The organism is Streptomyces sp. NPDC046977, from assembly GCF_040644455.1.
GTDB lineage: Bacteria > Actinomycetota > Actinomycetes > Streptomycetales > Streptomycetaceae > Actinacidiphila.
The window spans coordinates 45168-67637 of sequence record NZ_JBEYWO010000037.1; the positions used below are offsets into that span (position 1 = coordinate 45168).

Here is a 22470-nt window from a genome sequence, read left to right on the forward strand (position 1 = left end):
TCGGCACGTCGCCTACGTGGTCTGAGAGTTGCTGTCGAGGTCTGCGCCGAGCCGGATCTCAAGACGGTCGGCGTCTATTACGGCGGCGCCGACCGCGCGCATCTCGCACTGGCTGTAGCCCTGGTGGCGCAGGATCGCCGCCGCCCGAGCCGGACCCTCGACGCGCATCGTCAGAAGCCCGCTTTGGGACAGCAGCCGCACGCGCACCGCCGTCCCGCGTACCGGGGTAAAGGCCCAGCGCGACACGCTCCTCTGCGCCTGGGCCAGCTGCTTGGTGAAGCGCAGAACGTCCTCGAGTACGGGGTCGAAGCCGGTGGTCGGCAGGACCTCGAAGGCCTGCCGGTCCTTCAGCCGACCCCGGGCGAAGCGCCGGCGCCCCAAGGACACGGCTAGGACGAAGGGGGCGACCGCCGCGGGCGCGACGGTCAGCAGCCACACGTTGTCAGCCACCCAGGCGTAGGCGGCCTCGCCGTACGCCGGCATGTCCTGTCCGATGTCGATCAGACGGTCGATGACATCGTTCGTGGTCATCGGGTGGCACCGGGATGCGAGGCGGCGGGGAACCAGGTGAGAGACGGCATGTCGAAACTCCAGGGGCGAGGGGGAGTACGGGTGCCCATAGAGGTGTGGAAAGCGGAGACGGTGTGACATGACTTCGGGGTCTTTTTGATCGCGGAGCGGGAGTTGTTGATGTCCCTCTTTCCACTCAACGGACTTTGAGCGTTCTTACCGAACCCTGATCGGCGGGCTCTTCTCGCATCGAACGTTGAGCCAGTTAGCTCAGAGCCCGCCAGTCGTCCAGGATCTGGCCAACTTCGGGGTACCGGGTGGGCCGACCTGGCTTCATGGGTAGGGGCCTGCGTCGTGTGCTGCCGAGATGAGCAGGCTCGTAGCTATAGCCATTTACCGGAAGGGGACGCATGGGGCTGCTGGATCAACTGCCCGCACTCATAGGGGTCGTAGTCGGCTCGGTGGGGTCGTACGCGACGCAGAGCCTGACCGAGCGCCGCAAGTGGACGAGGAATCGCGAGGAGCGCTGGGACGACAAGCGCTTTGAGACGTACGGCCGCTACGCCAACGTCCTCAAAGCCCAACTCCGCGTTGCCCAACGTATCAGCGCAGGTGTCGGGTTCGCGGACGTGGCCGACCCTCTGGAGCCCGCCGAGGGGTGGCAGCTGTTGGCCGAGGCGGAATCACAGCGCGCGACCCAGTGGGAATCAGTGCTGCTGGTCGGACACGCCGAGACCATCGCGGCGGCACGCCGCTGGCACGAGACGATCTGGAACATCGAACTGCTTGTGCGGGAAGGCACGATCGACCCGGAAAAGTGGACCATGGCCCATCATCTGGCGAGCGCAGCACGCGATGACTTCTACACAAGCGCGCGCCGGGACCTCGGTATCGCTGGCCCTCCGCCGCCGTCTGGACAGTGGCCACGCACCTGGCGGGCCGAACTCTCAGGGTGAGGCCAGAGGCGTGCAGGATGAGGCAGTGACGCCACTCAGACTTCGAGGAGAATGTTCAACCTTCACTGCGAGAGAACAGCCGACGTGGCCCAGCCGGACCAGATCATCCGAGACGGGACAGCTGGCTCAGAGATGGAACTTGGTGTGCTGTGGCAAAACCTCGGCGCCCGGCGCTGGCAGCAACAGTTCGGAAGAGGTGAAGGTCCGACCCCCGACACGACCTACGAGTGAGCGGACCGGGGCTGCGCCCGAGCTCGCCGGACGCGTGAAGGCAACGGCATTCGACGCGGACACCGGCCGCCTGGACGTCCTTCCCGACGCTCCGGCCGTCGGTACGCAGCTGCACTGGAGCGCACCGAGCTGATCGAGGCGGCCAAGACGGCGGTGTCCGGTGGGAACGTCCGCGCCGTGCACGTCCTGGCGCCGCGCTAGGGGCGTGAATTGCGAAGTAGCCGGGTCAAGGGGTTCGCGTGGCCTCGGATATGTCGTCCAGGGTGTCGAGGAGCTCGCCGAAGGTGACCTTGGTGTCGTCGGACGCGAAGGCCATAGCGGCGGAGAGCGCCTCCCACCGGCCGGTGCTGCGCCCGCAGCGCTCCAGCAGAATTGTCAGTGCGATCTCGGGTTCGTTGCGGGAGAGGACCTCGTCGGCGGGAAACTGGCGCAGGTGCTCCAGGGTGCGGTGCCGGGACTTGATGAGGGCTCGGTAGACCTCGGAGCGAGAGAGGCTCTCGCCGACGTCCAGGGAGTCGAGCCATGACTGCAGGACGGCGGCGGGGGCGGGATGCTGGTCCAGCTCATCGTCGCCCAGCAGCCGCAGTACACCGTCGTCTTCGTCCTCAAGGGCCAGGACGGCGGCTGCCGCTTCCAGGAGCCAGCCCGGGCCGTCGACCTTCTCGGCGATCCAGGCCACCTCTGCGGGATGCAGCACGTTCAGTGCGGCGCTGACGGCGGCCCGCGGGGTGTGCGGGTTGGCGGCGAGCCCGGCCAGGGTCTCGGCACGGCGCTGCTGACCGTGGCGTTCCAGGACCCGGGCCGGGCGGTCGTAGTCGGCGGAGAGGCTGTCGTCGAAGACGCGGATCAGGGTCCGGCTCGGGGTCGGGGAGACGACGGCTGGTTGGTCCAGGGCGGCGAGTAGGGCGCAGGCGCCCGCGAGGTGGTCGGGGTTGGCGCTGAGGAGGGACAAGTCCTCGGCGAGGCTTCGTACCCGCCCATCGAACTCGTGGTCGGTCTCCTGTTTCTCGGGCAGGCGCGGCAGCCGGCCGCGGTTTACCGCCGTGTCGGCTGCCGCGTGCAGCTGCTCGGCGGCGAGGTGGGCCAGGCGCGGGTTGGTGTCGACGCGGCGGGCGATGTGGTGCAGGGTCCTGCGGGCGGTCACCGGCGGATTGGGCAGGTCGGCCAGCTCGGGCAGGCAGAGCGCCGGGAGGCAGGCCAACAGCAGCTCCTCGCTGAGCGCAGGGGCCGACTCGGCCGCGGGGAGCCCTTCGCTGGGGTCTTCCTCGCCGGGCGGGTAGTCGACGGTGCGGGGCCGGGCGTCTTCGGCGGCCCGGATCTCGGCCTGGTCCAGGAGCAGGTGCTGGACGGCCGGCCCGAACGTGGGATGCGCGACGAGCTCCGCCCACCGTTCGGGGCACCGGGCGAGCATCGCCCAGGCGCTGGGACCTCCCAGTTCCAGCGACCAGTCTTTCCCGTACGCGGATACGGCTTCCCAGCCCTCTTCGGGTTCCGGGTGGAGCAGGTACGCAGCAAGGGGAGTGAGGGACGCCTCGAGGACGGCGTCGAACAGGGCCTGCGGCACCGGAGGGAGCGAGGCGGCTCCCCCGGCGCGGGTGTGCCGGTCGGGGTCCCAGTCTCCCACGACCCGCTCCGCCTCGTGGTCGGCGAGGCGCGGCAGGAGTGCGACCGCAGCGTCGAGTTGGGCCGGGTGCCGGGCCAGAGCGGAGACCAGTCCGGGCCACAGGCGGCGGTGTCGCAGGATGGCGGGCACGTCGTCGGCGGTCACCGTGCCGTCGGCCGCCAGGGCGGCGAGCCGCTTCTCGTCGCCGTGGGCCAGGAGCCGGCCGCGCAGCCGCTTGGCCGACGTCCGCGCCAGCAGCGTGGGCAGCGCCGCTTTGAGGGCTTCGTCCCTCCACTGGTCGCCGCGGGCATCGAAGCCGTCCGGGCACATCGCCGGAGCGCACAGGACCTCGATCACTGTTTTGAGGGCTTCCTTGGGGAGGTCCTCGCTCATCGCGAGATCCCGCCACAGCGGGTATGTACGGGCATTGACCATCCCCGGATCCTCCCCCACACCTGACCCGGCGTCACCGCCCGGTCGCCATCGGTCCCACGACCGTACGGCGCACGTGGGGCCGAGCGGGGCACGATTCACGAAGTCGCCTCGGCTACTGGCTCGCGGTGCGGGGCCGCAGGGCGATCCCGTGGGCTGCGGCAGTGTCTCCCGGCCGCAGCGTCCGGGGCACCGACTCGTCCGTCTCGCGGAACTCCGGCTGCGCGGTGTCCTTGCCGGGGGCGGGCACGGCCTGGTCGTCGTCGACGCCCCAGAGCGCGCGGCCGAGGAAGTACAGGGCGACCGGGGCTCCCACCGGCCTTGCGCCGTCGGGCAACATGAGCCCAAGTCCAGCGGGCGTCGCGAAGCTCAACCAGGAACGACAAAGACACATGTAGGTTCCGTTTCCACGTGTCATCTCTTCGTCCTGTGACCTGCGGCTATGAGCAGGCGTCCGGGCGAGATGTCGGCGGGTTTGTCCATGTGATCTGTCGCTTTCTGGGGTGGGTGGTGCGGCGTTGGTGGGCCCGCCATGTCGGAGGCGGATGGCAGAGTGTGCCCGTGGATATCGATGCCTTCTGGGCGCGGATCGAAGAGTGTGGGCGGCAGGCTCGGGGCCGTGAGGAGCGACTTGCTTGGCTCCGTGACGAGTTGGCGCGCGAACCGCTGCGGGAAATAGTGCAGTTCCAGGTGTGTCTGGATCAGGTCACCCGGGACGCCTTCACGTGGGATCTGTGGGCTGCTGCCGAGCGGATCTTCGGTGGATGGTGTTCGGACGACAGCTTCTGTTACTTCGGTTTGTGGATGGTCGGGCTGGGGCGAGATGCCTTCGAGCGGGCGGTGGCTGACCCCGACGCTCTTGCTGGCGCGCCCGAGCTTCAACGTCTGGTCGGTCGTTCCCGCGACGAGTGGAGCGACGATGACTGGCCGGAGTGGGAGTTGCTCGACTACGTCGCGCGGGAGACGTATGAGCAGGTGGCCGGCGGTGTTGACGACTGCGGAGACGCGTTCTATGAGGCCGTTGCGGCCGAGCGGGTCGGGGGCGCGGTCGCGCGGGGGCCTGCCGGGGAGCGCTGGGACGCTCGTGGGGAAGAGGCAGCGCGCAGGCTGCCGACGCTGAGCAGTCTGTTCCCGCTTCCCGCCCGCTCGTGACTCGACCTCAGTCGACAGGGGTGTGACGAATGGCTGATCGGGTGACAGCGTCCGCGGCGATATATGGGTAGCATCGCCCTTTTGGTCCGAGGTTTCTTGCGGGGTTCCTTCACCAGCTTCGGAAGCCCGCTGTTTCGGGAGTGATCGTGTGGCCCGGGTCTCGACTTCGTGGACGGCCGCGCGTCGTCCGTCGGTCGTGAGGGTGTAGTAGGTGCGACGGCGTCCGGGGCCGCGGCCTGGGGTTCCCCGTCGTAGCCATGCTTCGTTGTCTTCGCGGTGGCCGGTGAGCCAACCGGCCTGTTCGAGCTGGCGCAGTCGCGTGGAGAGGGAGCCGTTGCCGATGCCGGTTCGGGCGCTGATCTTGGCGCCGTAGAGCTCCTGATCGGGGTTGGTGAGGAGGTCTTGCAGTAGCAGGAGGGTTTCTGCGCGGACGCGGATGCGGGGGACGGTGATTCCGTCGTAGGGGCTGAGAGGACTTGGCGGTCGCCGCGCGGTCACGGCGGTTGCTGCGCGGGTGAGCGTGGCGGTGTCGGGCATGGGGGTGAGCTCGGAGAGTGCGGCTTGCATCCGATCTTGGACGGCCGTGCTGCTCAGCCTCCGGAGCAGGGCCTGACCTCGCGAGGTGGGCCGGTGGGGCTTGCCGAAGGCGGAGCGGTGGAAGAGCGGTTCTCCGATGTCGGATTCCAGGCGCTGGAATTGTGTGACTAGGGTGTTTTGGTGGGCTCCGAGGTAGGCCGCGGCGGTTTGCAGGTTCGGGAAGATCATGGCGATCTGGAAGCGGTGCAGTCGCTGCCACCCGTCCAGGCTTCCTTGGACGGCCTTGCGGATGTCGTCGGGGAGGCGGCCGTCGACCTTGCTGAGCATGGCGGTGCTGCTGTGGACGCCGGAGGGACGCAGGGTGATCCCCAGGCGCTGGAGTCGGCGGCGGACGGTCTCGTCTTCTGCGCCTATCTCCCGTGCGATGTCCTGGGTGGTCCGCTTGCGGGTCAGGTATTGCTCGCGGAGCCATTTGGGGTCGATGGCGACGGGGCGTCGGGTGCGGTAAATGGTGATGCCGAGGGTTTTGGCGTGCTCGACAACCACGTTGCGGGGGAGGCCGACGGATCGGGCGATCTGGGTGAGGTTCCGGCCGCCTTGGGCGTATTCGCGGTCGAGGAACTCGCGTGTGAGGATGCGGCCGGCTCGTTGCCGAAGACGCCAGGCTTCCAGCGGGGAGGAGAAGTGGCCTGCGACCGGGGCGGGTTCGATGGTCTCCAGGACGAACCGGACGTGGGCCAGGGTGGTGCCCAGTTGGCGGGCGGCGTCGGTGGGGCGTTGGCCTTCGTCGATGACAAGGCGCCGGACGGCGTCCCGGTCGATGTCGGTGATCTCCGGCCCTGGAAGAAGCAGTCCGTGGGCGCAGGAGGCTGGTGGTTCCCAGACCACCGGTTCGTCGATGTGCAATTGCTGGAGGAGATCGCGGGCGTGGTCGTGCAGGGCCGCTCGCTGGGTGACGGTCAGGGAGGCAGGGAAAGCCAGGTAGCGCGACCGGTCCGCGGAACTGCGCCAGGCCAGTGGATGGTCGGGATCGGTCAAGTCGCTGCCGGTCAGCAGTTGGTGCAGGTAGCGCTGGGCGTGGACGAAGCGGGGCGCGTAGTTTTTGTCGGTGGTCTGCTCGCCGGGGTGGGAGCCGGTGCGGAAGCACAGCTGCTGCCAGGAGCGGTGTGTGATCGGCTCGGCGGGGATGACTGTGCGGCGCCGGTGATAGTCGATGGGGCTGTTGTGGCGGTCGAGGTAGTTGGCGAGGTTGCAGAGGGCGGTGAGGACATCGGGGTGTCCGGCTCGCAGGATCTGCTTGAGGGTGCCGGTCATGGAGTTGCGTAGGTAGGGGTGAAGGCGGTCGGTGATTCCCCGCGAGCTGAGGACGGGCTCTCCCGGCACCAGCAGCAGCGCGGACGCGGTAGCGCGGAAGTGGACCTCTTCGGCGCCCTGGAGGGGCATAAGACGGACTGCCCATCCGGGCCAGAGCAGTTGTGGGATGTTACGGATCCGGTGGGTGACTGCGTCGCTGCCGGGGTCGGGCAGCTCGGCGTGGGGCGTGCAGGTGCGCAGGCGGATGCGGTCCAGAGCCGCAAGTGCCGGGTCTGCTGCCCGCAAGAGCCTGCGGCGGGTGCGGGTGGACAGTTGCGGCCACTGGAGGTAGTCGATCCCGACGGGGATGATCTTGTGCTTGGTGTCGTGGCGTTGCCGCAGGACACGGGCCGCTTCGACGGCAGCGGCTTCGTCGGCGCAGTCGAGGATGGGTCGCGCGGCGTGCGCGAGGATTCCGCGGACGGCCGCGCTGAGCGGCTTGATCCGGTCGGCTCGGACGCCGACGGTGTCGGGCCGGTGGCGCCAGTAGTCGATGACGGCCGGGCCCGTGTCGTGCACGTCGGTGTCGTTGATGGTCTGCATGAGCCAGCGGGTGCAGTTGTTGAGGTCCCCGAAGAGGGAGGACGCCTGTTCGTGGTCGGGCCGGGTGAGCAGCTCGTCGATCCACTCCTGTGTGGCCAGCAGCGGATGCCCCGGTGACAGGCGCGTAGGTTCTGCGGCCGACAGGTCGGTGCCGCAGATGGCCGGGCCACTGCCGTCCTTGGCGGTGCAGGTGGCCGGCGGGCGCTGATGGGTCAGACGAGGCAGATCCAGCCGGAAGGGGGCCGTGCAGCGGGGGCAGGCGTCCTGGAGAAGGGCGTTGTGGGTGGTGCAGGCGATCGACCAGGGCATCCACCATTCCAGGCGGGTGCGGCCGTCACGATCGGCCAGGCACTGAGGGCAGAACCGGCAGCGTTGCTGACGCCGAGGCCCGAAGGGAAACCCTGCGGGGAACACGGCCCGGTCCAGCCGCCCCTCCGGGATGCCGGTGCATGTTTCCAGGGTGCGCAGGATCTCGGGGGTTGTCGCGGTGGCCAGCGTGCGGGTGAAGAACGGCTGCGGGATGCCGGCCATGTGCAGGAAGGTGGTCAGGGGCAGTCCGCTGCGGCGGGCCAGGGCTTCCAGCCAGCTGTCGAGTCCTTCGCCGGGCAGGATCGGCACTCGGATCGGCAGGATGCGCAGCCCGGTCATGACGCGTCGCCCAGCGCTGAGGGGAGGGTGCCGTGGGCGAGCGCTGCGGCCAGTTGCCGGCGGGCCTGTTCGGATGCCTCGTCCAGCCGGACGGCGTCGAGGACGTCGCGGGTGAGGGCCTCGGTGCCGGTGCGGATGGCCCGGTAGCAGCCCCTCATCAGCAGCGTGAAGTACGACCCGATGTGCCCGCTGGTGCGTTCGAAGAAGTAGTCAGCCAGCGACACCAGCATGCCGGGCCGGTGCTCGGCCAGCACCAGGCGGCGCTCGGTGGCCTTCAGCAGGCTCCTCCAGCGGCGCCGCCCCAGATCGGTGTCCAGACGGAACGGGTCCACCCCCAGGCGGGTCCAGCGGCGGGCGGTCTGGGCCAAGGCGACGTTCTTGCCGGTCAGGCCGTCGGCGAAGAACCGCCTCTCGGCCAGCCCGACTCCGACGTAGATGAACGTCACCGGCAGCTCGTTGGCCAGCCACTTCAGGTGGTTGGACACCGCCATGCCGTCACGTCGGTCGAGGTCGATGAAGTGGATGTCGTCGATGACGCCGAGCTGGGTCTCGCAGGACAGCACGCAGTCCAGCGCGTGGCTGGCCAGCGTGGCGGCGTTGGCCCGGTCGGTGGCCGGGTGACCGTAGAACTCGCAGATCATCCGGTTCAGCGTCCGCAGCGTGGTGTTCGAGGTCAGCCCGACGCGGAACACCGGGATACGCTCGTGCCCGGCCGCGGTGACGGTCGGCAGACGTCGCATCTGCTGCCGGTGGAAAGTGCGGGCGAACAGGTTGGCGATGGTGGTCTTGCCCAGCCCCGGCAGGGCGTCGATCACCGCGGCCGAGCGGATCCGGTCGCCGTCCTGCCGGTTGCTGGCAACGATCTGGTCGAGATCCTCGTGGATGGCGTCGAGCTGCGGAGTTTGCACGATGCCGAAGTTGGCGTGCCAGTCGTGCCGGCTGTCGTGGTAGTCCTCGGCAGCGTCGTCGCCAAGCGCCCGGATCTGCATCCGGGTGAGGGTCTCGGGCCGCTGCCGGGCGGGTGCGTCGGCGAAGCGGCGGAAGCCTTCCTTGCGCGAGAGGCTGAACAGGTCGGGCTGCTTCACTCCATCACCTCGAAAGCGTCGGCGTAGAAGGCGTCGCCCTCGGGCGCGTCGAACAACTCCTCGCCCTGGTCGCTGTCGCCCGCGGGAAGCTCCGGCACCAGGTGCAGGTCGGGAGCCGCCAGCGGGCCGGCCTGCTCAGGCAGGACCGGCAAGGCCAGTGCGGACCGCTCGGCCGACAGCCGCACCGCCATCCGCCGCTCGCGGCGGTCGGTGACCATGCCGGCATCCCAGCGGCCCAGCAGGTCCGTCAGGGCCTGGGCGGCGTCGATGTGCCCGGCCCTGACGGGCCGCGAGGCGGCGCGCGTAGGAGGCCGCCTCACCGCTGAACGGCATGTCCAGCACCGCAGCGTGCTCCCACTCCAGCGCGTGCCAGGACTTGTCGTGCGGGTCCTGGAAGTAGACGAACCGCACGTCGTCGGGATTGACGTGGATCGGCCACTTCCCGCCGAAGACCGCACCGTAGGGGCTGGGAGTATTGCGGTAGCCGTCCAGAGCAGGGCCGTTGTAACGCAACCCGTCGACGTCGACGCCGTAGTGCTGGATCTTGCGGGTCTCGACGGCAAGGAAGTCAAAGGTCAGCCCCGGAGATGCCGGCATGCGCAGCAGACCGGCCCGCCCCAGGCCGATACGGAGCATCTCCATCGGCGACAACGTCAGCTTTGGCCAGTGCGGGATAACCAGACCGTCGTGCTCGCGCCGGTGGTAGACCTCGCTGATCCACTCGCGGATGATCTCCTCGACCTCGTGGACGTAGAAAAACGCGGTGTCCTCCACCGCCAGTCCGCGGCTGTGGATGTCCGGCCCCTTGTAGGCCGGAAGGTGCTGGATCAGGCTCTCCCGCAGCGTCCGGAAGAACCGCTCGACCGTCGGCTTGTCCGTGGGCTTCTTCGGCTGGGCTGGCTGGATGGACATCCCCAACCGGGTGCAGACGCCGATCACATGGTTGGACAAGAACGCCCGCCCGTGATCGATGACCAGCGTCTCCGGCGGACACAAGCCCCTCCCCGGGACGAGACCTTCTTCGGTGAAGACCACCTCGTCCCACAATCCGTGGAACGGGGCCAGTGCCGGCCGGACCGCCTGGTCCACCGGCGGGCAGACCGCCTCGAAGAGCACTCCGGCGACATCGACGGCCTTGGTGGAACAGGCCGTCACCCGCAAACCCACGATGCAGCGCGTGAACAAGTCCTGCGCGACGGTGAGTTGCAGCGGAACCCAGCGGCAGGTCACCGGTTCCATGCCGAAGATGTCCAGGTCCTGGGTGTCCAGGATCACGTACTCGCCCGGGCGGCTCGCCCGCAGCCGGCCGTAAGTGCCCTGCGGACGCTCGGCGATGGACCGGCGGGCCTTCGCGCTGCCCGACACCGCGTTCGTGCCCTTGACCAGCACCGCCAGCCGGGCGTAAGCCGCGCTGCGGCCCGGGACCGGAACCGTCCCCTTCCCGTACTCGGCCACCAGCCGGTCACTCGCCCGCCGCAGGACGGCAGAACGCGTCGGAGTCGAGGCGTTCACCGACTCCGCAATGACCCGCCGCACCGCCTCTTCCCACCGAGGATCGACCCGCGGCGCGTTCGCCCGCACCACCCGCGCATCGGCCAGACCCGCCTCACCGCTCTCGCGGTAGCTATGGACCCACCGCTCAATCGTGCGGACAGAAACCCCCAGCTCAGCCGCTTTCGATGCCACCCGCTGCCGCAAGGGAAGATCAGGAGCGAACCCTGGCCGCGGCTCGCCGGGAAGAGCCCTTTCGGCATCCCCCGAGCGGTAGCCGCTGAGCACCTCACGGACGTGACCTGCCCGCTCGCAAACGGCAGTGCGCTCCAAGGACGACAAAGCCGCCAGCAGAACCCCGATTCCCTCACCGACCTCCGGCTCAGCCGGCCCCATGGCTCGTGCCCCGGCAGCAAACCGACCCAGCGCGACGGTGCTGAACTCGGCCGTCCGCTCGTTGCGCAGCGTCACCCGCAGCCCGTCAAGGTCCACTACCTCCACAACGTCGCCATCGAAGAACAGCCGAGCACCCGCGAAGACCTCCACCGCCGGCATACTCACGCCGCCACCCGAATCCCGGTCATCCCACCCAGCGGACGGCGCAAGTCGGCCACCAGAGCCCCTGACCACAGCAGGTGCAACACCACCGGCCGTACCGCCTCAGCCGGGAAACTCGGCGCCAAAGCCGCCTCCACCCCGCCGATCGACCGCTGGCCGCGAGCGGTCTCCAGCACGGCCTCGATCAAAGACTCCTCCAGCAGATGGCGCCGCCGGAAGCCAGCCAGGAAACGCACGTTCTCCAACACCGCCGGCTCGACGCCAGACCACGTCTCATACGCCCAGCCGCGGCGCGAACACACGCTGCGCGTCCAGCCGAACTGTGCGATCACCTTGGGATCCTTCATGCGCCAGGGAGCTTTGACGTCCACGACCGTCACCAGACCGTCGGCGTGGACAAGGAACAGGTCAGGGACGTGGCGACGCTGGCGGACACCGTCCCAACCGGACATCTGGAACGGCTGGGCAGCAATCCCCACGACACCCGGATCGAAGTCGGCCAGCAAAATCCGGGCCAGCTCCAGCCGGCTCTCGTAAGCCACCAAGCCACCCGTCGTCGAAGCGGCGTACCAACCCGAGTAGTGCTGGCGGCCGCGGTACCACCGGAACTCGCGTACCGGCTGCCCGCTGGCGACTTCGTCCACCAGCAGGCGGTCCCACTCGACCTTGACCAGGTCTCCACTGGCCGCTCGGTAGGTCGCCTGGACCGTCCGGCGTTCTGTCGTGTCATCTTCGTTCGGATCGACTGCCATGGCTGCCCCTTCGTGTCCGATGTCCGTGACACCAAGACACTGGCCTTCACCAGGAGTAACCTGACGAAGAAATAGGGCAAACCAAACGAAAGACTGGACCTCGAACCCCGCTGGTGACCACGGTCCCGTACGGACCGCCACCACCACGAAGACCGGCTGACCGACACATTGACGACAAGTCGCGCGGACACCGCCATCTTCAGCCGGAAACTACAACACAGGTCAGCCGACACGCTTCATGACCAGAATCTGGGGCTTCCAGTACGAGATCGGCTTCAGGCGCACCTTGAGGCCGGTCCTGGGGGCTTCGATGACCTGGCCGCTGCCCACGAACATGCCGACATGCTCGGGGCGAGAGGCGGTGCCGCGGGCGAAGAGCAGATCGCCAGGCTGGAGATCGTCAGTGGATCGCACCACGGTCCCTTGATTCACCTGGTCATACGTGGTCCGCGGCAGGTTCACACCCACGCTGGCCCACGCCATTTTCACGAGGCTTGAGCAGTCACAGCCGTGTCCCCCGGTGTACGGCGCGCGGCAGTCCCCACCGAACACGTAGTCGGTGTCCAGCGCCTTCTGCGCCGCGGCGACGACTTGTCCGGTCCGTCCGCTACCCGCAGGCACCGGGCCGCTGTGGGTCAGGGCGTCGGTCCACTTCTCGGCGAGACTGCGGATGATCTTGACGTAGTTCTGGGTCTCCGGATACGGGGGGATCCCACCGTACTTCTTCACCGCGTACGGCCCGGCGTTGTAGGCCGCCAACATGTTGTCTGCCTTGTCACCGGGGACATTACGGACGTCCTTGGCGATGTCTCAGTCGTAGTCGACGGCAGCCGGCACCGCGTCGGCAGGGTCGAAGACGTCCTTGTCGCCGTCACCATCGCCGTCCTTGCCGTGCGTCGTCCACGTCCCGGGGATGAACTGCGCGATGCCACTGGCGATCGGCACCTTGACCTGGTTCCCGTCCTTCTCGACAGTCTTGAAGGACTGGATCTTCGGGTCGAATCCGCTCTCCTGATACAGCTGAGCCGCCAGCAGGGAGGGCGTGACCTCGGGACAGCCATACTGGCTTATGGCCTTGTCGATCAGCGTCCGCAGCCAATCCGGAACGTCAGCGCCTTGGGATATCCCACCGCCGAAGCCCGCGTTCTCGATGTCGTTGCCCGTGTTGTCGCTTCCGAGCTTCGTTGCGACAGCCAGCACGGCGGCGACGATGAGGGCGCAGCAGCACAGCCAGGTGATGCCGAGGCCGATGAGGATCTTCTTCACCGTGGTCTCCTCACGCGTTCACGAGCGCGCCGACCCGCCACGCGCCTGCGGAAGCGAGGTGCATCTCGAGCGCGAGCTGATCGGGGGAGCGGGTGGGCTGGTGGCCGGCTGAGTAGGTCGTGCAGGTGTAGAGGACTCGTACAAAGGCACGGGTCGTGGTCGGCGCCGGCGCTCCGTCCGGCGTGGCTACGCGGTCGATGACGCAGGTATCGCGGGTTTTGTCGGCAACCCACTGCTGCCACAGCCGCGTGGATCGATCGCCCGGGTCTCGCAGTTGAGCGGCGAGGTCCGCGGTGGCATAGGCCGCGGAACGTCGCCCGGCGTCGCTGAAGGAGGTGTCGTGTCCTGGGCTCGCATCGTGGGAGGCCCACGCGATGACGAATTGGCGAGCCGTCTGCGCAGCCTTCGGCGGCACGGACGCCGGGGCAGGCACCTCGTCCGGCGCTGCGGTGCCCTGCGTGGAGGGCACCGCTGAGCCGGTCGGCTCGGGCGGAGTCGGCTGCGGCTGGGTGGTGTCCGTCGACGAGGCCGCCGGCGTGGGCGAAGCCGCACGCGAGGCCGGATGGCCGCGGTCGACGACGAGAAGCAGGATCCCGCTGATCGCCAGGAGGGTGGCTGCGGCGAAGAGCGCGACAACCTTTACGGTGCCGGTGGTCACGGACTCGGGCACGGGGCACCTCCTGCGGGCATGGCCGAAAGGGCCGGTCAGGGATATCGGGGCGCGGGGGTGAGCAGCAGGTGCCGCTCACCCCCGCGGTCAGTCAGGGGCGCCGGGGCGGGCCGGCTGGCCGCGTCGCTCGGCGGATGGGGCGGGGCGGCGATGATGCGGGCGGTGCGGGCGGGGCGCTGTCGCCACCGGACGGAGGCACGGGCAGCACCGGTGCGGGGATGGAGGCCGGTCCCGCCGCCGAACGGCCGGTAGGAGCGGTAGCCTCCGAAGACGGCGCGGGCCCGGGCACCGGCGGTGAACTGGCGGCGGCGCGCACACCAGGAGGACTCGACGGGCGCGTTGGTCCGGAGATCGGTTCGGCCATGCCGAGCTGGGCATTGGCCGCGTGACGTCCCACGAACCGCCCGGCGGTCTGCACGTTGCGCCGGTACTCGTTGCCGAAAGCGCGGGCGCCGTCGACCTTTGCCGTGACCCGCGCGCCGGCCCGGTTCTTCGCTGCGGTCAGCTGCCCCTTGACGGCGTTGGCCCGGGCGGCTGCGGCCGTCCCGCCCCGCTTGGCGGCCGCAATGCCCCGGGGGACGCCGACCGGGGCGCCCACTGTCGCGAGTGTGGCGAACTTCGTGGCCTTCCAGCCGAACCGTGCTGTCGCGGCGGCGCCCTTGCCGGCCGCCAGGGTGGCCCTGCCTCCGCGGGACTGCGCCATCTTCTTCGAAGCGGCAGTGGCGAGTCGTCGGCGCAATGCCTGCTTGGCGGCTCCTTGCACGGCGACCTTCGCGGCTGTCGAGGTGCCACCGGTGCCCACGGCGGCCGCGGCATTGGTGGCGAGGCGTGCGGCCGAGCGCAGGCGGCCACCGCGTTTGCCGCGCTGGGGCGGTCCCATCCACATTTGCTTGGCCGTGCGCCCAGCCTTGCCGATCGGCCTGCTGATCTTGCGGGCTTCACCGCGGGCCTCGCCGAACAGCTGCTTGATGCCGGGGGCTGTCTCGGCGTACCGGCCGAAGGAGTTGAAGACGCTCTGACGGCTGCCACCGACGCGGGCGTTGGCCAGGCGCCGGTTCAAGTTGACGCTGACCTGCCGCGCGGTCTCCTTGATCTTCTTGTGGCCGACGATTCCCGCGACGGCGGTGAGGTCCAGGCAGATGAACTTGACCGCGAGGATCTCACCGGTGTCCGCGTCGATCAGCGCGACGATGATCACGATGAAGACGGTGAGAAACAGGATTGCGAGGATGACGCCGAGAATGGCCTTGACGATGGCCGTGGCCCAGCGCCACAGAACTCCGCGGCCGCCGCCGGGCAGGATGCCGGCCACCAGTGCCCAGTGCCCCTTGATGCCTTCGAAGGCGAGCCAGCCCTGCGCCACGAGAAAGGTGCCGGTGACCAGGACCATGAGCACCGAGACGATGATCGCCGCGAGCGCGACGAAGGCCGCCGAGAATGCCATGTCGGCGGACGCCTTCTTTGCGTCGCCCTCCTTGACCTTGCACACCTTGGTGAAGTGCTCGCCCGCGTTGGTGAGCTGAGCCGCGTACGTGGCCTCACCGGTGGGGTTGATCCTGCTGGCCTCGAAGAAGTCGAGGCCCATCTGGTCGAAGTTGTACTTGACCAGCGACGCCTCGGCGAACGCTTTCGAGCACGCGGGGTCCTTGAACGTCCTGCCGTAGAGCATCAACTGGGTCGGCTTCACAATGAACGCGTCGACCAGAGCGTCGGTGATCGGCCTGGAGACGTTCTCCGGCTTGGCATCACCCTCCGGGTTCTGCGACAGGACGACCGCGCCGACCTCCAGCGAGAGATCCTTCGCCTTCCCGATCAACCCGTCGTCGCTCAGCAACATCGTCGAACCGCCCGGCGAGGGCTGGTCGTGGGTGCCCAACAGAACCTGCGCCGGTGCGAGCAGAACCGTGGTGGCGAGGGCGGCGACGACCAGCGACGTGCCGGCTTCGGCGAAGCCCTTGCTGCGGTTCTTGAAGAGGATCTGCCAAGCCGCGTACAGGCCTGCGAACAGAAGGAACAGCCCAGGCAGACCAAGTCGGTTGATGACTTGGTCGCGCAAACTGGTGGCAATGTCATCGGCGGGCTTGACCAGGATCTTCGCGAGCCCGAAGTTGAGCGCCCAGTCGATCAGCCAGCACGAGAACCCCACGAACCACTTCGCGATCCCGAAGAAGAACTGCGCCAGCAGGTTCCAAATTTTCAAGTCGATGTCGGACCAGTCGCCCGTGTCCGAGTCGACGCTGTACGCCGAGATCGGGACGCCGTCCTTGTCCTTGACGTTGAACGGCTGCAGCAGGCCGTCGGAGCCGTCCTTGGGCGATTTGCTCAGGTCCTCGACCGGCTTGTCCTCGTCACCCGGCTGAGGCGCAGGCGGTGTCACCCCGGGGCGGGGCTCCATCGGGTTGTAGGTGCCCTCCGGCTGGGGCTTCGTCGTCGACTTGTGGTCGCCGCCCGGCTCCGCAGCGGGCTTGGCGTCCGGAGCGGTGGGGGCCGTGCCGGGGCTCGGGGTGGGGACCGTGTCCGCGAAGGCGACCGCGACGCTCAGCCCCAGCAGCAGTGCCAGGGGCACGGCGATGAGCCAGATACGCAGGGCGCGGCGCCGGCGGGGCGCGGCACGGGAGGCGGATTTCATGCCAGCGCCCCTTCGAGCGGCACCGCGACGGCCGGCTCGTCCTCACCCATCTGGCCGGGCGTCGTGTGAATGGCATCCGCAGCGCCGTCGTCGGCCGGAATGAGGACCTTCATTCCCGCGATCCGCTTGCGCAGGTCCCGGTAGAGGCATTCGCCGGCGCGCAGACCGCGCTCGGCGTCGGAGACATTGAGCGGGCTCAGGTTCTCCGTGATCAGCTTGATCATCTCCTCGTCGCAGGGGTCGAGGTCGATGAACTCGAGGCACCGGGCGGCGAGGGTCTTGGAACGGTGACGGAAGACGAGGATGTGGGAGAGCAGGGCCCTGATCTTGTCGCCGATCTCGCTCTTCGGACCGATGTCGTACGGGTCGTGGCTGCCGGCGAAGGCGCCCGCATTGTGCTTACGTCCGTCCGCGATCATCTCCAGGAGGAGATTGGAACCCTCGGCGGACGAGGTCAGCCACCAGCACTCGTCCAGGAAAACGCCGGTGAACTCCGAGGAGTTGGCGAACGCAATCTCCCGGCACAGCGCGGTGATGAGGTACATCAGGCGCCAGCCGAACCGCTTCTCCACCTCCAGGCTGCGCAGGCGGTGCTCGCTGAGCTCCTCCTTGGTCGGCAGGCCGAGCCGGTCGACGGCGAAGACAATGGAATCGGCGTTCGTGATGCGGACGACCGGCAGGGCGGGGTCGAAAATCGTGCGGCCGAGGTCCTTCTTCGACAAGGCCCGCATTTTGCGGACGAGTTCGGAGGCCGCGGCGCGCACGGCCTGGTCGTTCGGCTCATCTGCGTCCGGCGTCTTCGCACGGGCAGCGAGGTTGGCGATGAGTGCGGTCATGGACGGGGTCGGCCCACGCCGGGTGGCGTCAATGGTCTCGGCGAGCGTGACGCCCTCGATGGACATGCTGGCGATGTCCAGCAGGGGCGTGAGGAACGACTCGCAGTACCGCGCCGCGCGCGGCCCGCGGAAGATCCGCAGCGGGTCGAGCGAAACGCCAGCGGTCTCGTCGACCCGGATGATCTGCGTCTCGCCCGGGCAGGCCAGGGCGAACCTGGTCCATTCCTGCTGCGGCGTACGGTCGATGACCAGAGCGCGGCCGCGGCTGCGGGACTCACTGGAGCGGTGGCCGGTGGACAGAATCGAGTACATCGCCGTCTTGAGGGCGACGCTCTTGCCGGAGCCGAGCTCCCCCACGAAGGCCGCGCTTGCCGAGGCGTTGACCCGGGGCCCGTGACTGAAGTCGATCAGGACCGGGCGGACACCGCCGCCGGACAACTGCAGGCCGTACAGCGAGCCGGTGTCGTCTCCGAGACTGGCGCCGCTGAACGGCATCGCCATGGCGAAGTCACGGGCGAGCAGGTACTGGTTGAAGTCGAGAAGGGGCCGCGGGGTCTTGGTGCCGGGCAGCATGGCGTGGAAGAGGGAGACCTGGTCGCCGACCGGCCTCACCAGGGTGTAGTCGTTGCCGCCGAAGTGGTGCTTGAGGGAGTTGGCCCGCTCGTTGGCCTCTTCCGAGCTGGCGCCCCACACGCAGGTGACGACGGATGCGCGGATCTCGACCTCGGTGGAGGAGGCGGTCAGCCTGTCCCGGTATTCGTCCAGTGAGAACGACGCCTTGTCCAGGGAGGCCGGAACGCCGGAGGTCTCTCCGTCGTACTCACCGCGCTGGTGCGCGAGCTCGCGCTGCTGCCTGCGGGACTTGGGCTCGGCCTTCGAGCCGGCCTCGATGTTCAGCCGGACCGCCCAGTCGACCGGGAAGCCGAAGCCATCCAAAGCGGCCAAGTACTCCGAGCCGGGGAAGCGGAAGGATTCGGGCATCTCCGCCAGCACGCTGAAGGCCTGATAGCTGCTGCCGAACTCAGTGGTCACCTTCGCGAAGCGACGGCCGAAAGGGTTCGAGAGCCCCCTGCGGCTCTGCCCTGCGCGGCCGCCCTCGTCCAGGACGACCTGGGTGTGAGCGGCGACGGTGCGCCCGCGGCCGCGCAGGCCGCGCGGTGCACCCTCTTCCGGGAGCAGCGGCTCGTCAAGACCTCGGCGCGCCGCGTGTCCGTAGATCCACAGGATTTCCGCCTCGGTGGCGGCCTTGAGCTGGATCCCGGCCGGCCAGGATGCGGCGATCCGGTTCGCCTGGAGAAGCAGCTCGGCCTCCTCGCCTGCGGTGACGGGCGGCACCGGCAGCCCGAGCGCGGACATCAACTCGGCCTGAGCCGAGGAGGCGACGGCCCTGGCGGTCTGCTTGAGGTCCAGGTGGGGCAGGGGTATCGCCAGGAAGTCGACGCGGCCAGTCAGTTCGAGACCTTCCAGCTGGTCGAGAACCCTCAGCGACAGGTCGACGTATTCGGGACTCTTGTCCCAGTCCACCCCGGCCGTCATCCGCTGCACCACGGTGGCCGCGTCGACCTGCGGGCACAGGCTCAGCAGCAGGACCTCACCGCGAAGGCTCTTGAACAGCGCCTCCAGAGCGTCGAGCCTCTCCCTCTTCGTTGCCTTGGACGCGTGGGTGTAGTTCTCGGTGTCGACCTTCCATACGCCCCACGTGGCGGCGTTGGTCGTCCAGATGAGGTTGCCGCTGATGTGCCGGACGGGGAGACGCATGGCTGAAGTCCTTCGTGGATGAGGCGCAGGGCGCCGCTACGAGCGGGGGTGCTGGTCCTCGAGCGAGGCGAGGAGGCTCTGCAACTGGCTCCGGCCGCTCGGGCGGGGCGGCGTCACCTGAGCCGGTCCGGCGGCACCGGCCGGCCGGGCGGAGGAGTCGGCGGCCGAAGTCGGGCGGCGTGCCGGGCGCGACTGGGGCGCCGCCGCCTGCGTCCGTTGCGGCGTCGAGGCGGGCTCGTCGGGGGCAGGGCCCCCGACGGTCCGGACGGTTGCGGTCGTCCGCGACAGCTGGGGGCGCGGGTGCCGCTGGGGGCGGCCGGCAAGCCGGCCGCCCCCAGGCGCCGAGGCGTAGATGAGCAGGGAGCGCAGCGCGCGTGCCGGATCCCGGCCGTCGATGCGCGCGTAGCGCAGCACCCATGCCAGCCCCCAGGGGAGCGCGATCATGATGAGGATGTTCGCGAGGCCGAAGTGCGCCCAGAGGGCCTGTGTGATGGCCAAAAGCCCGAAGACGACGACCATGGTGACGATCTGGGTGATCGTGTACGGGCCTCCCGGGAGCCGTCCGGCTCCCGGGAGTTTGCCGATGACGAGCGGATGCTTTCGGGCCCGGGTGTAGGAGCGCCCGACAAGGTCTTCCTCGGACGCGCTCACAACAGGGCCTTGGAGTTGCCGACGTCCGGCCCGGGCACCTGCGGGGCGACGCTGGAGGCCCGGTCGTCGATCTCCGAGCCGACCTTCGATTGCAGGGACGGCAGGTTGGCGATGCCCCACAGGACGAGCGCGCCCAGGAGGAACGCGACGAGGGTGGCGACCCAGGACTTGGTCTTCCAGTACGCCGTCGCGACGGCGGCCAGGACCATGACGCCGACGACCAGCTTGATGAGGGTGCCGATCTGGTTGGTCTTGAGCGTGGCCCAGTCGAGCAGGTCGCCGGCGACGACGACGGTGTGCGGGTCTGCGGTCAGCGGGTGCATGAACATTTCCTCTTTCGGTAGTGGGCGACGGTGATCAGCTGCCGGAGGATGATGCGGCGCTGCCGCGTGCGGCCGGGGCCTGGGCGTTCGGGGCGCTGGACGGCTTGCTCTGGGCCGCGGTGGCCGGGGCGTCGTCGAGGGAGGAGACCTCCCACCGCCCGGCGCGCGCGGTCAGGCCGAGCGCGTACATGAGCGGGAAGGTGTTGCCGTCCGCGTCGGTGGCGTCGACCGAGACCAGCAGGCGCCTGCGGACGCCGTCGCCGGGGACCTTGTTGTCGGCGCTGTCGGAGGAGTCGTCCTGGACGCCGGTGAGCTTGATGACGGAGTAGGGGGTCGGCGTCACGGGAGAGAGGCGGACGCCGGGAGCGGTGTAACGGTCCAACTCGCCCTGGCCGGCCACGTACGCCTTGAGAAATGAGGCGGCGGCGTCCGACGCGGGGTCGGCGGTCCCGCTGCCGCGGGACGTCGGGTAGCCGAGGTCACCGGGCTTGAGAGAGCGCGGCGAGGCGACCTGCGCCGGCAGGGAGACGGCCGTGTACCCGGGGGTGTCGTTGCCGGTGGTGGAGCCGGTCGACTGCACGGCGACGCGGAAGTACTGGACCCCGGCGTCGGTGTAGCCGCCCTTCTTGGACTTCGCCGCGACGTTGACAGCGACAGTGACGGACCAGTAGCCGGAGGAGACCTCACGGGCGTCCATCACCTGAGTGCGCAGGGCGCTGCGGGTGCCGGCGGGGTGCGTGAGCGCGATGCTGCCCGAATAGTACGGCGCCAGGTTCTTCTCGGTGCCCTCCCCGGCTTCCAGGTAGGAGCCGACAAACAGCTGCGCGAAGCCCGCCGGCCCGGTCGCAGCAGTCGACTCGACCGCAGCCTGCGGCTTGGGCGCGCTCTGGGCCGGTGCGGAGGAGCTGAGCAGAGCCAGGACTCCCATGACCGGGCCGGAGGCGATCAGCGCCCATGCCCCCAGACGCGCCAGGCGCGCGAGTCCGGTCAGGCCGGCCGTGCTCGTCTTCCAGCCGGCGGCTTCCTGCGTCTCGTCGTCCTGTTCGGCCGGCCCCGGTTCGACGGTCTCGACAACCGCGCCCTCGGGCCACGCCTCATTCTCCCGGCGAGCGCTTCGGCGTGAGCGCTTCACGACGCGCTCCGCTGGGCCTGCGCCGTCAGGAGTGCGACGATGCGGGACTTCAGATGCTCGGGGCTACCGGACTTCAGCGTCTCCCAGGACATGAGCGCGGGCTCGGAGTCGTGGTCGAGGAAGTGGCGCATCTCCTCGTGCACGGTGCGGTTGAGTGGGTCGCGTACCAGGGCAGTGCCCAGGCGGGTGGCGGTGATGCGGGCGGTGGCCACGCGGGTCTCGTCCTCGTCGGCGAGCGGGCCTGCAGCGGGAGTGGGGCCGGAGGAGTGGGCGGCAGTCATGAAGGTGCTCCCGTGAAGTCGATGGTCAGAGCGGGCAAGGGGGCCGTGCGCGGATCTCCCGTAGAGGTGTGGTTTTGGTCCGTCGTGTGACAGCCGGAGGGCAAAATGTTCAGGCGACGGAGCGGACGGCCTGCCGCAGCGGCCGGACCGCCCGGCTGGCGCGCTGGCGCAGGCGTGCGCCTTCGTTGCCCATCGACCGGCGGGTGCGCGGGGCGCGACCGGGAAGAGCGGAGGCTTCCAGGTAGTAGCTCGCGATCCGCTGGGCGTCGGAGATCGTGAGCGCCTGGATCTCGACGGCCCACATCACGAGGGAGAGAAGCTCGGCGCGGGGGTCATCGGCGCAGAGCTCGGGCTCGTCGCTGCTGACGATCTCGAGCTCGACGGCCCGCACGAGGCAGTCGGCCAGCTGCACCTGCGTCGCAGGGTCGGGCTCGCCCGCCGGCAGCAGTGCCGCGGACCGGTCGCCGGCCAGCGGCAGCAGCGAGTCCCCGATGTCCCGCAGGGTCGATCGGTCGTCGTAGTCGGCCGCCATGGTCTTCTGCGCGAGGACGAGGGTGTCCATCGAGATGTTCGCGAAGACGCCCCGGGGGCGGCGCTCCAGCGGGTAGGTGCCCACGACCTCGAACAGCGCGCTGAACATCGCCGCGACGATGTCGTCCCAGCGGATTCCCTCGCGCTGCTGGGACTTGGCCATCGAGACGGTCTTCGGCAGCATGACGCGAGCCGCCGTTCGCCAGGCCAGACCCTGATCGGCGCCGGTGCCCTTGGCGCGCCGCAGCAGGATGGACATCGCCTGGTCGTGGTCCTCCCAGGCGCCGCTCCGGAACAGGGCGCTGATCTTGTCGACGACACCCTGCGGGTTCTGGGCGCCGGCGAACAGCGGGTGCTCGGCGGCCCAGTCGGCGACCAGGTCGCAGGCGCGGTGGTCGTTGGACAGTGCCGCCCAGTCGCGGTTCAGGCTCCGAAGGGTGCTGGAGCCCTCGTCGGTGGCAGAGGCGGAAGAGGTGCTGAGGTGGCTTGTGCGGTGCGACATCCGAGACCGTCCTTAGTCATCCGGTGGGGATGCCGCTCAC

The 22470-nt window shown here is 69.2% G+C and carries 19 protein-coding genes and 1 pseudogene; 2 read left to right on the forward strand and 18 right to left on the reverse strand.

Annotated elements, in window-relative coordinates; genetic code table 11:
* Nucleotides 1-12 precede the first annotated feature (12 nt).
* Entirely contained in the window at nucleotides 13-531 is a 519-nt protein-coding gene (locus tag ABZ883_RS37075; RefSeq protein ID WP_360914475.1) for a hypothetical protein, read from the reverse strand.
* Nucleotides 532-920: 389 nt separating this feature from the next.
* Here ABZ883_RS37075 and ABZ883_RS37080 point away from each other — a divergent pair, with 389 nt between their 5' ends.
* A complete protein-coding gene (locus ABZ883_RS37080) occupies nucleotides 921-1466 on the forward strand; it encodes a hypothetical protein (protein WP_360914477.1) in 546 nt (181 codons plus the stop codon).
* Between the two features lie 457 nt (nucleotides 1467-1923).
* Here the strand turns inward: ABZ883_RS37080 and ABZ883_RS37085 are convergent, their stop codons facing one another.
* Together ABZ883_RS37085 and ABZ883_RS37090 are read right to left on the reverse strand one after the other, a co-directional pair.
* Nucleotides 1924-3693 carry a hypothetical protein gene (locus tag ABZ883_RS37085; protein WP_360914480.1) on the reverse strand — a complete coding sequence of 590 codons (1770 nt, stop codon included), beginning with the start codon at nucleotides 3691-3693 and terminating at the stop codon, nucleotides 1924-1926.
* A 154-nt stretch (nucleotides 3694-3847) separates the two neighbouring features.
* Complete coding sequence (locus ABZ883_RS37090; protein ID WP_360914483.1) at nucleotides 3848-4048, reverse strand: hypothetical protein; 201 nt, start codon at nucleotides 4046-4048, stop codon at nucleotides 3848-3850.
* 245 nt (nucleotides 4049-4293) lie between these two features.
* On the opposite strand from ABZ883_RS37090, the gene ABZ883_RS37095 reads away from it, so the two are divergent.
* Nucleotides 4294-4884, forward strand: a complete 591-nt coding sequence (locus ABZ883_RS37095; RefSeq protein ID WP_360914559.1) for a DUF4240 domain-containing protein — start codon at nucleotides 4294-4296, stop codon at nucleotides 4882-4884.
* 2712 nt (nucleotides 4885-7596) lie between these two features.
* Here ABZ883_RS37095 and ABZ883_RS37100 read toward each other — a convergent pair.
* From ABZ883_RS37100 to ABZ883_RS37170, 15 genes and pseudogenes are all read right to left on the reverse strand, one after another.
* Nucleotides 7597-7965, reverse strand: a pseudogene (locus ABZ883_RS37100) (TniQ family protein); the annotation flags it as partial.
* Complete coding sequence (locus ABZ883_RS37105; RefSeq protein ID WP_360914485.1) at nucleotides 7962-9050, reverse strand: TniB family NTP-binding protein; 1089 nt, start codon at nucleotides 9048-9050, stop codon at nucleotides 7962-7964. The gene ABZ883_RS37105 and the pseudogene ABZ883_RS37100, both read right to left, overlap by 4 nt.
* Nucleotides 9047-9202, reverse strand: coding sequence for a hypothetical protein (locus ABZ883_RS37110; protein WP_360914488.1), 156 nt, complete (start codon nucleotides 9200-9202; stop codon nucleotides 9047-9049). Before ABZ883_RS37110 ends, ABZ883_RS37105 begins: the two co-directional genes overlap by 4 nt.
* A complete protein-coding gene (locus tag ABZ883_RS37115; RefSeq protein ID WP_360914491.1) occupies nucleotides 9186-11087 on the reverse strand; it encodes a helix-turn-helix domain-containing protein in 1902 nt (633 codons plus the stop codon). The genes ABZ883_RS37110 and ABZ883_RS37115 overlap by 17 nt, the downstream gene beginning before the upstream one ends.
* Nucleotides 11088-11098: 11 nt before the next feature.
* Entirely contained in the window at nucleotides 11099-11851 is a 753-nt protein-coding gene (locus ABZ883_RS37120) for a TnsA-like heteromeric transposase endonuclease subunit (RefSeq protein WP_360914494.1), read from the reverse strand.
* A 222-nt stretch (nucleotides 11852-12073) separates the two neighbouring features.
* The gene (locus ABZ883_RS37125) at nucleotides 12074-12613 is read right to left on the reverse strand and encodes an NlpC/P60 family protein (protein ID WP_360914497.1); all 540 of its coding nucleotides are present in this window, start codon (nucleotides 12611-12613) and stop codon (nucleotides 12074-12076) included.
* Nucleotides 12614-12661: 48 nt separating this feature from the next.
* Entirely contained in the window at nucleotides 12662-13117 is a 456-nt protein-coding gene (locus tag ABZ883_RS37130; protein WP_360914500.1) for a transglycosylase SLT domain-containing protein, read from the reverse strand.
* Between the two features lie 10 nt (nucleotides 13118-13127).
* Nucleotides 13128-13787: a hypothetical protein gene (locus ABZ883_RS37135; protein WP_360914503.1), complete on the reverse strand. Its 660-nt coding sequence runs from the start codon at nucleotides 13785-13787 to the stop codon at nucleotides 13128-13130.
* 91 nt (nucleotides 13788-13878) lie between these two features.
* Nucleotides 13879-16182, reverse strand: coding sequence for a hypothetical protein (locus tag ABZ883_RS37140; protein ID WP_360914506.1), 2304 nt, complete (start codon nucleotides 16180-16182; stop codon nucleotides 13879-13881).
* Nucleotides 16183-16412: 230 nt separating this feature from the next.
* Nucleotides 16413-19010 (reverse strand): ATP-binding protein, encoded by a 2598-nt coding sequence (locus ABZ883_RS37145; RefSeq protein ID WP_360914508.1) that lies wholly within the window; start codon nucleotides 19008-19010, stop codon nucleotides 16413-16415.
* Nucleotides 19011-19046: 36 nt separating this feature from the next.
* A complete protein-coding gene (locus tag ABZ883_RS37150; protein WP_360914511.1) occupies nucleotides 19047-19661 on the reverse strand; it encodes a hypothetical protein in 615 nt (204 codons plus the stop codon).
* On the reverse strand, nucleotides 19658-19984 hold the full coding sequence (locus tag ABZ883_RS37155) for a hypothetical protein (protein ID WP_360914514.1): 327 nt from the start codon (nucleotides 19982-19984) through the stop codon (nucleotides 19658-19660). The genes ABZ883_RS37150 and ABZ883_RS37155 overlap by 4 nt, the downstream gene beginning before the upstream one ends.
* Nucleotides 19985-20018: 34 nt before the next feature.
* A complete protein-coding gene (locus ABZ883_RS37160) occupies nucleotides 20019-21116 on the reverse strand; it encodes a conjugal transfer protein (protein ID WP_360914517.1) in 1098 nt (365 codons plus the stop codon).
* The gene (locus ABZ883_RS37165; protein WP_360914520.1) at nucleotides 21113-21397 is read right to left on the reverse strand and encodes a hypothetical protein; all 285 of its coding nucleotides are present in this window, start codon (nucleotides 21395-21397) and stop codon (nucleotides 21113-21115) included. The genes ABZ883_RS37160 and ABZ883_RS37165 overlap by 4 nt, the downstream gene beginning before the upstream one ends.
* Before the next feature lie 109 nt (nucleotides 21398-21506).
* Nucleotides 21507-22430, reverse strand: a complete 924-nt coding sequence (locus tag ABZ883_RS37170) for a hypothetical protein (protein WP_360914523.1) — start codon at nucleotides 22428-22430, stop codon at nucleotides 21507-21509.
* Between the last annotated feature and the right edge of the window lie 40 nt (nucleotides 22431-22470).

Bases quoted from the DNA above. Each gene is read 5' to 3' on its own strand.
- ABZ883_RS37155 (WP_360914514.1), bottom strand. From the start codon at position 19,984: ATGCACCCGCTGACCGCAGACCCGCACACCGTCGTCGTCGCCGGCGAC.
- ABZ883_RS37080 (WP_360914477.1), top strand. From the start codon at position 921: ATGGGGCTGCTGGATCAACTGCCCGCACTCATAGGGGTCGTAGTCGGC.
- ABZ883_RS37140 (WP_360914506.1), bottom strand. From the start codon at position 16,182: ATGGAGCCCCGCCCCGGGGTGACACCGCCTGCGCCTCAGCCGGGTGAC.
- ABZ883_RS37075 (WP_360914475.1), bottom strand. From the start codon at position 531: ATGACCACGAACGATGTCATCGACCGTCTGATCGACATCGGACAGGAC.
- ABZ883_RS37125 (WP_360914497.1), bottom strand. From the start codon at position 12,613: ATGTTGGCGGCCTACAACGCCGGGCCGTACGCGGTGAAGAAGTACGGT.
- ABZ883_RS37165 (WP_360914520.1), bottom strand. From the start codon at position 21,397: ATGACTGCCGCCCACTCCTCCGGCCCCACTCCCGCTGCAGGCCCGCTC.
- ABZ883_RS37145 (WP_360914508.1), bottom strand. From the start codon at position 19,010: ATGCGTCTCCCCGTCCGGCACATCAGCGGCAACCTCATCTGGACGACC.
- ABZ883_RS37170 (WP_360914523.1), bottom strand. From the start codon at position 22,430: ATGTCGCACCGCACAAGCCACCTCAGCACCTCTTCCGCCTCTGCCACC.
- ABZ883_RS37120 (WP_360914494.1), bottom strand. From the start codon at position 11,851: ATGGCAGTCGATCCGAACGAAGATGACACGACAGAACGCCGGACGGTC.
- ABZ883_RS37085 (WP_360914480.1), bottom strand. From the start codon at position 3,693: ATGAGCGAGGACCTCCCCAAGGAAGCCCTCAAAACAGTGATCGAGGTC.